Source organism: Demequina aurantiaca (assembly GCF_000975135.1).
Classification (GTDB): domain Bacteria; phylum Actinomycetota; class Actinomycetes; order Actinomycetales; family Demequinaceae; genus Demequina; species Demequina aurantiaca.
Genome location: NZ_BBRF01000002.1, coordinates 53458 through 66359, shown reverse-complemented (window position 1 = coordinate 66359; position 12902 = coordinate 53458). Strand labels below are relative to the sequence as shown.

15 protein-coding genes and 2 tRNA genes are annotated in these 12902 nt (G+C 63.8%); 4 read left to right on the top strand and 13 right to left on the bottom strand.

The annotated features are described in order from the left end of the window. Positions 1 to 41: 41 nt before the first annotated feature. The 6 genes from AOP73_RS08785 to AOP73_RS12215 form a co-directional block, all read right to left on the bottom strand. Positions 42 to 1949, bottom strand: coding sequence for an acyltransferase family protein (locus tag AOP73_RS08785; protein WP_084626758.1), 1908 nt, complete (start codon positions 1947 to 1949; stop codon positions 42 to 44). 114 nt (positions 1950 to 2063) lie between these two features. Further along, positions 2064 to 2432, bottom strand: coding sequence for a roadblock/LC7 domain-containing protein (locus AOP73_RS08780; RefSeq protein WP_061965090.1), 369 nt, complete (start codon positions 2430 to 2432; stop codon positions 2064 to 2066). Further along, positions 2429 to 2812 carry a roadblock/LC7 domain-containing protein gene (locus tag AOP73_RS08775; protein ID WP_061965088.1) on the bottom strand — a complete coding sequence of 128 codons (384 nt, stop codon included), beginning with the start codon at positions 2810 to 2812 and terminating at the stop codon, positions 2429 to 2431. The genes AOP73_RS08780 and AOP73_RS08775 overlap by 4 nt, the downstream gene beginning before the upstream one ends. Then, positions 2809 to 3345: a GTP-binding protein gene (locus AOP73_RS08770; protein ID WP_160295463.1), complete on the bottom strand. Its 537-nt coding sequence runs from the start codon at positions 3343 to 3345 to the stop codon at positions 2809 to 2811. The genes AOP73_RS08775 and AOP73_RS08770 overlap by 4 nt, the downstream gene beginning before the upstream one ends. A 44-nt stretch (positions 3346 to 3389) precedes the next feature. Next, a complete protein-coding gene (locus AOP73_RS08765; RefSeq protein WP_061965084.1) occupies positions 3390 to 3755 on the bottom strand; it encodes a hypothetical protein in 366 nt (121 codons plus the stop codon). Between the two features lie 289 nt (positions 3756 to 4044). After that, a complete protein-coding gene (locus tag AOP73_RS12215; RefSeq protein WP_236683580.1) occupies positions 4045 to 4386 on the bottom strand; it encodes a septum formation family protein in 342 nt (113 codons plus the stop codon). Here AOP73_RS12215 and AOP73_RS12210 point away from each other — a divergent pair. Then, a complete protein-coding gene (locus AOP73_RS12210; protein WP_236683583.1) occupies positions 4361 to 4660 on the top strand; it encodes a hypothetical protein in 300 nt (99 codons plus the stop codon). The genes AOP73_RS12215 and AOP73_RS12210 overlap by 26 nt on opposite strands. 107 nt (positions 4661 to 4767) lie before the next feature. After that, complete coding sequence (locus AOP73_RS08750; RefSeq protein ID WP_084626755.1) at positions 4768 to 5268, top strand: thiol-disulfide oxidoreductase DCC family protein; 501 nt, start codon at positions 4768 to 4770, stop codon at positions 5266 to 5268. 75 nt (positions 5269 to 5343) lie between these two features. Here AOP73_RS08750 and AOP73_RS08745 read toward each other — a convergent pair. From AOP73_RS08745 to AOP73_RS08725, 5 genes are all read right to left on the bottom strand, one after another. Next, positions 5344 to 5419, bottom strand: a tRNA-Glu gene (locus AOP73_RS08745). A 113-nt stretch (positions 5420 to 5532) separates the two neighbouring features. Beyond that, positions 5533 to 5607: transfer RNA gene (locus AOP73_RS08740), tRNA-Gln, on the bottom strand. An 81-nt stretch (positions 5608 to 5688) separates the two neighbouring features. Then, positions 5689 to 6453 (bottom strand): HAD family hydrolase, encoded by a 765-nt coding sequence (locus tag AOP73_RS08735; RefSeq protein WP_061965076.1) that lies wholly within the window; start codon positions 6451 to 6453, stop codon positions 5689 to 5691. A 9-nt stretch (positions 6454 to 6462) separates the two neighbouring features. Then, a complete protein-coding gene (gene gltX, locus AOP73_RS08730; protein WP_061965074.1) occupies positions 6463 to 7944 on the bottom strand; it encodes a glutamate--tRNA ligase in 1482 nt (493 codons plus the stop codon). Between the two features lie 86 nt (positions 7945 to 8030). Next, positions 8031 to 8819 carry a fumarylacetoacetate hydrolase family protein gene (locus tag AOP73_RS08725; protein WP_061965072.1) on the bottom strand — a complete coding sequence of 263 codons (789 nt, stop codon included), beginning with the start codon at positions 8817 to 8819 and terminating at the stop codon, positions 8031 to 8033. A gap of 65 nt (positions 8820 to 8884) precedes the next feature. Between AOP73_RS08725 and AOP73_RS08720 the strand changes: the two genes are divergently transcribed. Beyond that, positions 8885 to 9958, top strand: coding sequence for a heparan-alpha-glucosaminide N-acetyltransferase domain-containing protein (locus tag AOP73_RS08720; RefSeq protein WP_061965070.1), 1074 nt, complete (start codon positions 8885 to 8887; stop codon positions 9956 to 9958). A 4-nt stretch (positions 9959 to 9962) separates the two neighbouring features. Further along, a complete protein-coding gene (locus AOP73_RS08715) occupies positions 9963 to 10883 on the top strand; it encodes a hypothetical protein (RefSeq protein ID WP_061965068.1) in 921 nt (306 codons plus the stop codon). Here the strand turns inward: AOP73_RS08715 and AOP73_RS08710 are convergent. Both AOP73_RS08710 and AOP73_RS08705 read right to left on the bottom strand, forming a co-directional pair. Further along, the gene (locus AOP73_RS08710; protein WP_061965066.1) at positions 10880 to 11275 is read right to left on the bottom strand and encodes an SseB family protein; all 396 of its coding nucleotides are present in this window, start codon (positions 11273 to 11275) and stop codon (positions 10880 to 10882) included. The two genes, AOP73_RS08715 and AOP73_RS08710, sit on opposite strands and share 4 nt — an antisense overlap. Before the next feature lie 226 nt (positions 11276 to 11501). Then, on the bottom strand, positions 11502 to 12899 hold the full coding sequence (locus tag AOP73_RS08705) for a hypothetical protein (protein WP_061965064.1): 1398 nt from the start codon (positions 12897 to 12899) through the stop codon (positions 11502 to 11504). Positions 12900 to 12902: the final 3 nt, after the last annotated feature.

Sequence of the window (12902 nt, the reverse complement as noted above, 5' to 3'; positions counted from 1 at the left end):
TCTCGTTCCTCGTTGAACTTGGTGCTTTCGGGATGAATAACTCAGCTGAGAGACGCTTCCTTGAGTGCCTCAGCATAGAACGGCTTGCCGGTGTCGTTGAGATGCAAGCCGTCGTTGAACCACTCGGAATGCCCCGCCGATATTTCGGGCCAGTCCACGTAGACCACGTTGGCGTAATCGTCCGCCACCGCTCCCATGAGGGAGTTGTTGGGAGCGATATACGCGAAATTTGCGGTAGACCCCACCAACACGATTCTTGTGACGTCTCCCATGGTGTCGATCGTGTCACGCAACAGTGATTCACGAATAGGCCCACCCGCACCCATCTGCATGATCACTATGGGGCGCACGGATTCGTCGGCAACGGCCCTGCCGACCGCATCCAGCAAGTTGCCTGGCGACCTGTTCTGGGCCGCGTCGATGCCGATTCCCGGCATGGCCGCCTCTAGCCCGTCCGATGCCCACAGCGAGACAGAGTCCCCATAAAGTGCGACGTCAGCTGGCCCAAGATCGGCGACGCTCACCGGCCCATCCTGTGCGGTGACCATGGCCTCAGCGTCAGCCGCAGGGTCTACTACCACTCCGGCCGCCGCGACGGCTTCGGTGTCGCCATACACGTGCTCCTCGGCGGTGCCATCGGGAACACCGAGGGAGAGTGCGAGCACCAACGCCGTGGCGCCGGCCATCGAAGCCACGACGACGGGGCGGGACATCAGTGAGCTTGGGCCCGGCAGTTCGTTGGCGTGTGCTTCCCGTCGGGCTCGCCACCACGCGGAGACTGCGCCATCGCGGATGGGGGTCTCGACGTACGTGTAGCTCGCTGCGGCGAGGCCCACCACCGCTGCGAGGCGCACTGCGTCGAACCAGAGGCCTTCGAAGGGAACGTCGATCCCCGGTCGGAAGGCCAGGAAGATCGGCCAATGCCAGAGGTAGATGCCGTAACTGCGTTCGCCGATCCACTGCATCGGCGGGTTGTCGAGCAGCCGTCCCATCGGTGACGCCGGGTGAGTGACGAGTGCGAGCACAACTGCGACGAGCACCGCGAACGCAAGAAAGCCGCCGCGATACATGACCTCGCTGTACTCGGTGGCGTTCATCATCACGATGATCATGGCTGCCAGTGCGACGGCGCCTACCGCGCCAAGGATTGCCTTGGCGGCGCCGTTGAGCCGCTGAGCGGCGAGCCCCGGCCGCCACATGGCAGCCAATGCTGCACCCACCAGCAGAGCCATCGAGTGCGTATCCGTGCCGAAGTAGGCGCGCGAGGGGTCTGCGTCGATCGGGAAACCGCGCTGGATGGACAGCGTCGCCATCCACACGGTTGACGCGACCGCACCTGCCACCGATACCCACAGCAGAACTTTGCGTACCGACACCCCGCGGGCCACCGCAATGGCGGCGATCACGATCAGAACCACGGGCCAAAAGATGTAGAACTGCTCCTCGACCGCGAGCGACCACAGGTGCGCAAGCAGGTTGCCGCGGCCGATGCGCTCGAAGTACGACTCCTCATGGCCGATGTACCACCAGTTGCTGACGTACAAGCCGGCCGCGGGCAGGTCACGCAGGAAGCCCCGGATCGAGTCCCGCGCCACGGTGGCGACCAAGATTGCCGTGCCGAGCAGGACCAGGACGAGCGGCGGAATCAGTCGCCGTGCCCGCCGCACATAAAACTTGCCGAGCGCGATGTTCCCCTTCTTGGACCTCTCCGCGAGCAGTAGCGTCGTGATCAGGAATCCGGAGATAACAAAGAACACGTCCACGCCGAGGTAACCGCCGGGCAGTCCGGACAGTCCCAGGTGGAAGATGACGACCGCAGCGACCGCAATAGCTCGCATGCCGTCGAGTCCGAGGATTCGGCGCGGCGTGCTCGAGTAGTCGTCGTACCGCGCATGGCGCACGGGGGCACTCTGCGTGGGACGCCTAGCAGCGGCGCTCGTGGCAGTCATAGCAGAAGATTAAGGCTGAACACACGTCAACATTGGGAGGCGGTGCCTTAAAAATTCGCACCAAACCTCTGATCACGTCGACACGTCAGCATCTACTCGGTCCTCGCGAGGAGTTCACTCCTTTCGCGCAGCCTGGTCCAGTATTCGTGCTTCTCGCCGCATTCTTCGATAGAGGTCGGCGAGATCGACAGTGCTGGTAGCGATCACTGCCAGCACAAAGTCTGACTCGAGTGGGCGGTAAACAAGCACCCCGTGACGTCCGAAGACCACACCACCTTCCATCGCACCGATTTTCACGCCGTCACAGATGAGGGCTCCCACGCCCAGTGCGGACGCGGTGGCAGCTGCTGCGTGGTCTCGTGCCGCGAGGGCCAAGTCATCGTAGAAGGGCACCCCGTCGCGCCCGGCCAGCAACACTCGAGTCACACCGGGGAACTGCCGCAACTCCCGCGTAAGAAGTGCCACCGATTCACGGGTGATCATGCGCCGACAGCCGCCTGACGCCAGCGACCACCAAGTTGCTGGGCCACGAGCTCTGCCTCACGGGTCAGGAGTGCCAAGTCCGTTCCCGGACCTGCGAGCGCCGCGATTAGGTGCCCCGCGTCGATCGGCACCACCAGGAGGCTGTCTGATTCGGTGTTCACTACGACCGAACGTAGAGCACTGGCGGTGAGCATCGACGCAACACTGTTGGCGAGGCCTACCAGCGTCGCGGTCATCGCCGCACCCGCGTCACGTTCTGCCAGCGGCACATCGTCATAGACCGGAAGCCCCTCAGTGCGCGCAATCAGAACGCGGTGCACACCTGGCGCAGCACGCCGAATTCGGGCTGAGGCAAGCAAACCCTGCTTTGGAATGATCATGCTGACTCCCCCACTTGAACCGAACGAAGCAGGTTCTGCACCGTCTCGTGGCATTGGTCCTTATCGCGAGGATCACAACTCACAATTAAGGACGGATCTACGCCAATGAACTCGGCGAGTTCCGCGCGTGGCAACGTATTCGGGTCCCAGCGATTTGCGGCGATGAGCATGGGCACCTGAGGAGCGAAGGTGGCGAACGCGCGCACAATACTGCGCGACTGTGCTCGCGCCTGCAACCGGCTGGCGTCGATGAGAATGAGGTAGCCATGCATACCCTGCGCGAGGACCGGCCACATAAAGCTGAAGCGCTCCTGACCAGGAGTGCCGAAAAGCCCCACAAAGTCGCCGGAGCCAGCGAGCTCAATCGTGGCGTGGTCCATCGCGGTCGTCGTGGTCTGCTTGAGCGCTTTGGTCGCATCCGATATAGCGTTCTCGCTACCGATGATGTCGCCATCGGCAGCCGAGGCAATAAACGTCGTCTTGCCGGACGCGAACGGCCCGGCGACGACTACTTTGAAAGTCTGAGATTCCATGGTGTGGTCGGGAGGCCCGCCCGCGGGCGGGCCACCCATTCAACCTAAATCTGAATCGACTGCTCGACGGTCTGCAGCTGGCGACGCGCCATCGCAAGATTCGCGCGCGTCTTGTCAAGGACGACGTAGAAGAAGAGGCCCTGGCCCGACACTGAGCTGACGAGGCGGATCAGGTGGAACTGCTTGCCGAGCGTAATGAGGATGTCCTCGATTTTGTCGTCAAGGCCGAGCGAGTCCATCACGCGCATCTTGGCGCGGACCACCTCGGTGTTCCCTGCGGCGGCAAGCTCCAGATCGAGGCCAGCGCCCGCAGTGGCGAGCGTCATGCCGGAGTCATAGTCAACGAGCGCTGCGGCGAGGCAGCCGTCGATCGCAAGAGCCTGGGCAACAGAGTCGTTTGGCGTAGTCATAAGAGTTCCTCAATCTATAAGTTGGCACGCATAACAAAGTCGAAGGCAAGGGTCTGCCTTCACTGGCGTGGGTTTCGTTGACACGTCCCCGGACGGTGTTCGTCTCAGTGAATCGTGCGGATTGGCGAGAACCCCTCAGTTCCCGCGTAGACCACCATAGTGAGCGTTAACTACGACGTAAAGACCCCATCTAGATGATGTGATTCATGTCTCACCTGGCCGCAAAATACTCAAAAGGGACCCGATTGTTTCTATGGCGAGGGCAACTAAAGGGCGCGTCTACGTGGCGCTACGACGCAACCGACCCCACGAGATCCGCGAACCCGGGAGCCGTCGCGTAGCAGGGGTAGGCTGTCGCGCCCGCGTCCCAAGCCACCTCGGTGAGCTGATCCCACCCAAACGCATTGCCCGCCTCACGCGAATCTCGGCCGGTGTACGACTCGTACTCAGCACGGCAGCGGGCCTTGCGGGCGTCATCGATGGCTTCAAAATTGAACGCCGCCTCGCCCTTCGCAACGTCGACGATCGCCGTCACCTCAAACATGTGAGGCTTGGCGCAATCGATGTACTCGGGGACGGGCAACCCCAGCTCATCCACTGCCACTTTGTTGAGACAGTCCCCCACCTCCATCACCCTTGGGGCGTCGGCCGAGGCGGAAGGTGCCGGCGTCTCGCTTGCGGACAGTTCAGGGCGCGCGGACGATGCTGAGGCCGGGGGCGTCGCGCGGGACGAGGTCGTCTCCCCGGCCAACGGGTGGGCGGGAGCCGTCTCCGGCCCGGAGTCAGGGGTCGTACACCCCGCGAGAATCAAGGCGGTCGCGATGCCCATCGTTACGAAAGCACCGGAGTTGGCCCGTGGCTCGTCCGAGCGTTTCGTGCAGCCCTCGTCGCCTCGACTATTGTGATCGCGTCTCATGCGCATGGCACGCCCCCGGAGCATCGATGGAATCCCCTCGACCTTAGCGAAATACCAGGTAAATGCCAATCAGCGATCCCGCCCTAGACTGGGGGCATGGCACGAATCGTGGTCTTCGACGGAGAGTGCGGCCTGTGCAATGGGTTCGTCTCGTGGTTGATTCGCCACGACCACGGTGGCGCCTTCCTCATTGCGGGATCCGCTGGCGAGGTGGGGCGCGAGGTGATCAGGCGTGCGGGGCTGCCCGCCGACATCGGGGCCTCGACGATCGTCCTGTGGGATAGCACATCATCTTCCGACGACGCCGCTGGCGTTGATGGGGGCGCTGGTGTTGATTGGGCCGCGGTGCAAGGCAACGTAGGCCACGTGCTCACCAAGTCCGACGCGGTCATCACCATCCTGCGCGGACTGGGCTGGCCGTGGCGAGCGGCAGTGGTTGCGCGCATCGTCCCCCGTTCCTGGCGAAACCGCGTCTACGACGCCGTCGCGAACCGTCGCGCGCGGGTCACCGCCGAGGACCCCGCCTGTGGTGTGCCGCCACGGGAACTCATCACACTGTGGACGTCGCGCCTCGCAACGATCGACGACCTCGCGTAGCGAGCTTGCGCTGGGACACCTCGGGTCATGTGGGCAATAAAAAACTCCCCACCGCGATTGCGGTGAGGAGAATTTTGGTAGCCCCGACGGGATTCGAACCCGCGCTACCGCCGTGAGAGGGCGGCGTGCTAGGCCGCTACACAACGGGGCCCTAGCGATTCACGCAACTATGCGGTGAATGCGAAAACAAACTTTACCCTACGGCTGGCATATCGCGCCAATCGTTGGGCCAGCAAAAAGACCCACCGAAGCGGGCCATCTTGTTGGCTGGGGTACCAGGACTCGAACCTAGACTAAATGAACCAGAATCACTCGTGCTGCCAATTACACCATACCCCAATGGCCTCACCCGAAGGCTGGACCGAGGCACTACTTTAGCCTGTTCTGCGCCCCATCCAAAACCGGCGCCGATGCTGTGGCCTAGTGAGCGCCAATACTGGCCGAAAACTTACGCAAAGTTGCCACCCGTGGCACCGTCAATCCGTCCTGGGTCGCCTCTGATTTGCCCCCGTCGGCGCCCTGATCAGACCGAGCATCGGTGCCACCCCACCGGTCGAGCCAATAGCCGCTGAGCCCGGCGCGCGTGGCCGCGATAGCGTCGATGTCGAGCTCGTCTCCGATGTACGCGGTCCCGGACGGCACGGACCCGAGTCGCTCGGCCGCGAGTTCAAATACTCGAGGGTCGGGCTTGCCGAAACCCAGGGTGTCGACCCCCACGAGCATCGGCACTCGTTCTAATCCCACGGTCGCGAGTTTGAGGCTCTGGTAGTCAAAGCGCGCGTTGCTGAGCGCACCATAGGGAATGCCGGCCTCGTCGAGGGAGTCCAAGCACGCGTGCGCGTCGTCGAACGCGCGCCAGCCGTCCTGGAAACCCTGCTCGAAGACCACGTCCCACGCGTCATATGCGGCGTCACTCATGAGCGCCCCTCCAAACTCCGCGTGAAGATCGTTCGCGCGCCGCATGCGCTGCTCGCGGTGATCCATCTCGCCACGGGTATGGGCGCGGTAGTAGCCGTGCCTGTCCGCGCGCCAAAACGTCGCGACGTCGGCGAGTGAAGCATCGGCCGCAAGGTACTCGGCCGCGACCGTCGTGAGGGCGTGCCGAAACGCCCCCTTCGTGTCCACGAGCGTGTCGTCGACGTCAAACAGGACGGCGTGGACCGTCGCGCCCGCCCGGGAACCCATGGAGGCCCGTTAGAGCGACGCGCGCAAGGCCCGCAGGCGAGTCAGCGACTGGTCCTGACCCAGGATCTCCATGGACTCGAACAGCGGCGGCGATACGAGGCGTCCAGTGATCGCTACGCGCAACGGGCCATAGGCGAGACGTGGCTTGATCTCCATCTCGTCGATCAGCGCCGCGGTCAGCGCCGTCTGCTGCGCCTCGGGGGTGAAGTCCGGCAGCGCCTCAAGTTCCGCGATTGCGCGATCAAGGATAGCTGCCGAGTTCTCCGGGAGTTTGGCGCGTGCTGCGTCCTCGACTACCACTGCATCGTCCGCAATAAACAGGAAGCCCAGCATGCCGGGCGCCTCACCCAAGAGCCTCATACGGGTCTGCACCAGGGGTGCAGCGACCGCAAGGGTGGACTCCTCGTGCGGAGTCAGTGCGTGGGCGTCGGGTGAGGACACCAAGCCCTCGGCGTGCAGGTACGGCACCACACGCTCCACAAAGTCATTCACGGGCAGCAGGCGCATGTGCTCGGCGTTGATGGCCTCGGCCTTCTTAAGGTCGAACCGCGAGGGGTTGGGGTTCACGTCCGCGATGTCGAAGGCCTCGACGAGTTCCTCGACTGTAAACACGTCGCGGTCGGGGCCGATGCTCCAGCCCAGGAGCGAGAGGTAGTTGAGCAGGCCTTCGGGCAGGAAGCCGCGCTCGCGGTGCAGGAATAGGTTGGACTCAGGAGCGCGCTTGGACAGCTTCTTGTTGCCCTCGCCCGTGACCATGGGCATGTGAGCGAAGTCAGGGACGAGGTCCGCGATACCGAGCTCGACCATGGCGCGGTACAGGACAATCTGGCGCGGGGTAGAGCTGAGCAGGTCCTCGCCGCGAAGCACGTGCGTGATCTTCATCAGGGCATCGTCGACGGGATTGACCAGTGTGTAAAGCGGGTCGCCGGTGCCACGCACAATGACGTAATCAGGGATGGAGCCGGCGGGGAACGTCACCTCGCCACGAATAAGGTCGGTGAAGGTGATGTCCTCGTCGGGCATGCGCATGCGAATCACAGGCACGCGACCTTCGGCGCGGTAGGCCGCCTTCTGCTCCTCCGTCAGGTCTCGGTCAAAGCCGTCGTAGCCCAGCGCCTTGTGGGTGCCGGCGGCCTCGTGGCGAGCGTCAACCTCCTCCGCGGTGGAGAATGCCTCGTACGCGTAGCCGCCTTCGAGCAACTTGCGCGCGACGTCCATGTGGAGTTCGCGGCGCTCGCTCTGGCGGTAGGGGCCATGCTCGCCGCCCACCTCGGGGCCCTCATCCCAGTTCAGGCCCAACCAACGCATCGCGTCGAGGAGCTGCTCGTAACTCTCCTGAGAGTCGCGCGAGGCGTCAGTGTCCTCGATGCGGAATACGAAGTCGCCGCCGGTGTGGCGCGCGTAGGCCCAGTTGAACAGCGCCGTGCGGATCAGGCCGACGTGCGGGACGCCGGTAGGAGACGGGCAGAATCGGACTCGAACGTTGCTCATGGGGCCTTCCTAAGGAACTACTACTCAAAGTTGATGGGGAATCTGAAGGTGGCCCGCTCGGGGCGACGACCACCTCCGACAGACTGTTAGCCGCGACGCAGGACCGGGTTGCGCAGCACACCAATGTCCTCGATGTCGATCTCCACCACATCGCCGTGATTCATCGTGGTGACGCCGGAGGGGGTGCCGGTCAGGATGATGTCGCCGGGCAACAGCGTGACGATCTCGCTGATCATCGACACCGCGCCAGCGACGTCGAGAATCATGTCGCGTGAGTTTCCGCTCTGACACACATTGCCGTTCAAGCGCGACGAAATCTCCACGTCGTCGTGCGCAAGGTCAGTCTCGATCCACGGCCCCAGGGGCAGCGAGGTGTCGAAGGCCTTGGCCCGAAACCACTGGTCTTCCTGACGCTGCAGGTCACGCGCCGTCACGTCGTTCGCACAGGTATATCCGTAGATGTACTGCTCGGCGTTCTCCACGGAGACCTCCTTCGCGACACGACCAATGACGATCGCGAGCTCGGCCTCCATCTGGACGTCCTGGCTGTACGACGGCAGCACGATGGGGTCGTCCGGCCCAATAACCGCGGTGTTGGGCTTGAGGAACAGGATCGGCACGTCGGAGGCGGGGCCACGCGCAGGAATCTCCTTGGCGTGGGCCGCGTAGTTCTTCCCGAGGCACACGATCTTGGAGCGGGGAATGACGGGCGCCAGCAGGCGAACGTCGTCGGTGAGCGGGATCCGCTCCCCTGTGACTGTGCCCGGCGTGTACATCGGGTCGCCGGTCAGCACCACCAATTCCTCGGCGCCCGGATCACCGTCCACCATGGCGTAGCGGGGCTCTTCTCCGGTCGTGAATCTGGCGATGCGCATGCCTCCCAGCCTAACCGGTCACGCGGCGCACGGCGTGGGGCACCACGCACGCCTACGATGTCGTCATGCCACGACCCGCACGCATCGAGGGACTCGACGTCGCGCGCGCCCTCGCGATCCTCGGAATGTTCGGAGCCCATGTGGGCGATGACAAGGGCGAGAACGGCTGGGCGTGGCTGACCGTCTCCCACGGTCGACCCTCGGCACTGTTTGCCATCCTGGCCGGCGTCTCCATCTCCCTGATGCTCACGCGCAAGGCCGGGGTGACGGGAGACCTGGCCCCAGCATCGGCCGTCCTTCATACGCGCTGGCGCGTCGCGGTGCGGGCCATCATCCTGATCGTGCTTGGGCTCGTGCTCTCCGAGCTCGGCACGCCCGTCATCGTGATTCTGACCAACCTCGGAGTGATGTTCCTGCTGTCCCTCGTGGCCTTCCGCTGGCAGGCACGGTGGCTGTGGGTGGGCGCTGCGGTCTGCGTGCTGGTGGGACAACTAGCCGTCAGAACGGCGGCCACCGGAGCCGGCAATGTTGGCCTGCATGACCTTCCCGTGGTGGGCACTCTGTGGTCCGAGCACTACCCCGCTATTAGCTGGATGGGTTACATCTTGGCGGGCATGGCGATCGGACGACTGCCACTGGCGACACGGCGCACGCAAGTGGTGCTGGGATTAGCGGGCGTGGCGGGCCTGGTGATCGCAGCGGTGATCTCGGCACGTGCGGGGGGCACGACGACGCATGACTCTCTGTGGCTGTCCACCGAAGCGCACAGCTACTCGCCGCTCGAGATGGCGGGAAACCTGGCGTCGGCGAGCCTCGTGATTGCCGTGTGCCTGTGGCTGGCTCAGGTCGCGCGACCCGTGATGTGGCCACTCATTGCCACCGGATCTATGGCCCTGACGCTATACGTCGCACACCTCATCGTGATCTCTGCCGTGGGCGACGAGATCGTCTACGAGGCCACCAACGTGGCCTACGTGGTGCTGTGTCTGAGCGCAATCCTCTTCGCTTCGCTATGGCGATGGCTGGTGGGTCAAGGGCCTCTCGAGAAGCTCCTGTCCGTCTCATCCATGGCCGCGGCCAATGCCGTGGTTGGCGACGGCGCCGCCGGATCAGATCGCCAGCCCGTCGCGAGACAATAGGGGCATGCACTCCCCTATTGCCGCCGATGCCACGGTCGTGTCAGATGCGCCGCGCGTCCTGTCCCGGGCCAAGTGGGAGCCGTTGCAAGACTTATTTCACGCCCGGGTCGACGCTGCCACCTGCGGCCATCGCGAGCGCCGCGACGCCGGCGAGTCCCACGCTGTCGAGGACTTTCTCTACGAATACAACTCGACCAAGCCTTCCCAATTGCGGCGTTGGCACCCCGGCCCCGGCATCGTGCTCCAGGAGGCCGATGCCCAGGCGAGATGGAAGTGGTACCGCACCCAGGCATCGGCCGCCGGGGTAATGGAAACCACCTTTGACGCGGCAGCATTCATGGCGAAGCGCGGCACCACCGTCGACTTTGTCGAGAACCTGATGAAGCGCACCGCCGAGCGGCCGCTACACGTCGGGTGCTTTGGGCTGCACGAGTGGGCCATGATCTACAAATCCGGCGATCCTGACCGCCGCCACACGCTCCCCCTACGGCTGGGGCGTGAGGGCACAGATGCGGTAGTCGAGGCGCACCCCATCGCGTGCACGCACTTTGACGCGTTTCGCTTCTTCACCCCCGAGGCGCGGCCGCTCAACGCGACGCAACTGACGCGCGAGACTCAGGTGGCCTCCGAGCAGCCCGGGTGCCTGCACGCAACCATGGACCTGTTCAAGTGGTGCCTCAAGTTGTCGCCGGCGGTGCCGAGCGAGCTTCAGCAGGACTGCTTTGACCTCGCGCTCGAGGTGCGACGCGTGGACATGCGCGCGTCGCCCTACAACGTCAGCTCCTACGGGCTCGAGGCGATCGCCATCGAGACGCCCGCGGGCAAGGCCGAATACGCGACGATGCAGCGGGAGTTTGCGCGGCGCGGGGCGGACCTGCGGCTACGAATAGTGGACGCCTGCCAGGCGATTCGAGCCACCGCCTAGGCGTCTCTATCCGCCCGCGTGGCGAGGTCGTCACGCACTGCCTGAAGCAACTCGGATGAGAACACCACCACGCCAGCGGTGCTCGCTACTGCAATCGACGTCTCCTTCGCCACACGGAGGATCAGGCTCGTTCCGCTGATCGTGAGCATGTATGGCGCCCGCGATGCGACCGAAACTGCAGCATCGGCGCTGGTAAACACAGAAATGCACTGCTCGCCTCCAGGAGGGAACATCACAGGTGTGACCGAGTCGAATGATGAGACGTCAGTGCCACTGGGCAATACCACCGTGGCGCGCAGGAATGCCTGCATCGCCCGCACACGTCCATGTTCATCAGTTGGCGCAGACGCGATGGCGGATTCGAGAGCCACGGTCGACTCGGGCGCGGTCATGGCATAGCCCTTGTGTCAATAATGCGCCGGGCATCACTCTCAGAAATGAGTCGGGGACGGCTCAGCGCGGCATAGTCCCACCACGATCCACACTCCTTGCATTCGAAGAACGCAATCTGCAAGGGAATGACCTCGCCACGCTCAATGAAGCAGGTTCTGTTCGCTCCACCACCAAACCAGGCTTGTCGACAGACGTCGCAACCGGCTCCCTGCTCATCCGCCGCTATCAAAATTGCCTCACCAATCTTCGTTGACCATCGGGAAGTAGCTCGAATACGTAACTACCGGGCGGAATCGTGCGCCCGCCGTCGACTACCGCTTCCCGTGTTTGATTACTTCGGAATACTCCGTCGTCGTTCAGCGCGGTATTGCCCCCGGGGACAAAATTCGGGTTGATGTCCGCGGGATCTAGTTTGCTCGGATCCAGATTCGCATCATTAAAAGTGGGCACGCGCAGGTCTTGCCCTTCAAGCGGCACATTCACCCCGAAAATCTGGCGCCCGTTCTCGTACGCCTCCTCCACCGACGGCGCTCGACCAGTCTGGATCATTGCCTGCTCATGTGTCAGTATTCGCGCGCCATCCTCGCCTGGCATGAGAAAAGCTGGACGTCCTGGCGCACCCAGCGTCACTCCATCGCCCTCGTAGTACCGGAGAGCATCAGGGCCAAAGAATGTTTCCCCACGCTCGGCAGTGCTGGCCCAGGATGGACGCGACCCGGGGTCCTCCCACGTTCCGTCAGCAATGCGGTCACTCACCGCCTCGTCGTAGGTTCGCCCCGGAGGTACATCGTCCATGTGACGAATGGATGGTGATCCAGGCCCAATGTCGTCAAGGTGGCGAGACGCGCTCGACGCGCCATCGGTTGCGCTGCGGATTGCACGATCCAAACCGTCCTGGAGGGAACGGAAGAGCCGTGCAGCATCGTCGAGCTTGGGAAGGAGCGCCTTGACAGTGCGGAGCAACTTGGTGACGAATGACGAGACCCGTGCGGACAAGGACGCGGCCCGCGTGGCCACTTGGCTGACCGCCCACGGCGTACCAAACCCCAGCGTGAACACTGCCGTCGCGGTGGCGGAGATCGCCGTTCCCACAATCTGCGAGAGTGCGTCTCGAGTGATGTCGTGGACGATCTGCACGATGGTCGAGGCCATTTGCATGCCGACGCCCATCGCGCCCGCGAGCACACCCGCCGCCGCGACGTGAGCAGACGCCTCAGACTGGAATTTGCGGTAGGTCTCGATGAACGCACCCGACTGATCGTCGAGGTCGCCGAGGATACGGGTGACCTCGGCGGCCACGGACTTCATCTCATTGGCGATGTTCTCCCAGGTCGCCGCGAACCCCATGACTTCGCCTGCGTCGCCAGTGAGGTCGTTGAACCAGCCCTTGAGCGGCTCCATGTGCTCCATGAGCCAGCCGAGCCCGGCCGCGATCAAGGAGCCGAGGGGATCGACCACCATGGCAAGCCCATCGGCGACGGCGGCAAAGGCTCCCATGCCACCCTCGACCCAGTCACCATTGCGAATACCCGACGCGATTGACTCGCAGTCCTCCAACAGAAACGTCCCTGACAGGGGCGTAGACATCGAGACCGGTCCGGCGACCAGCGGGTTGCCGGTCATCCG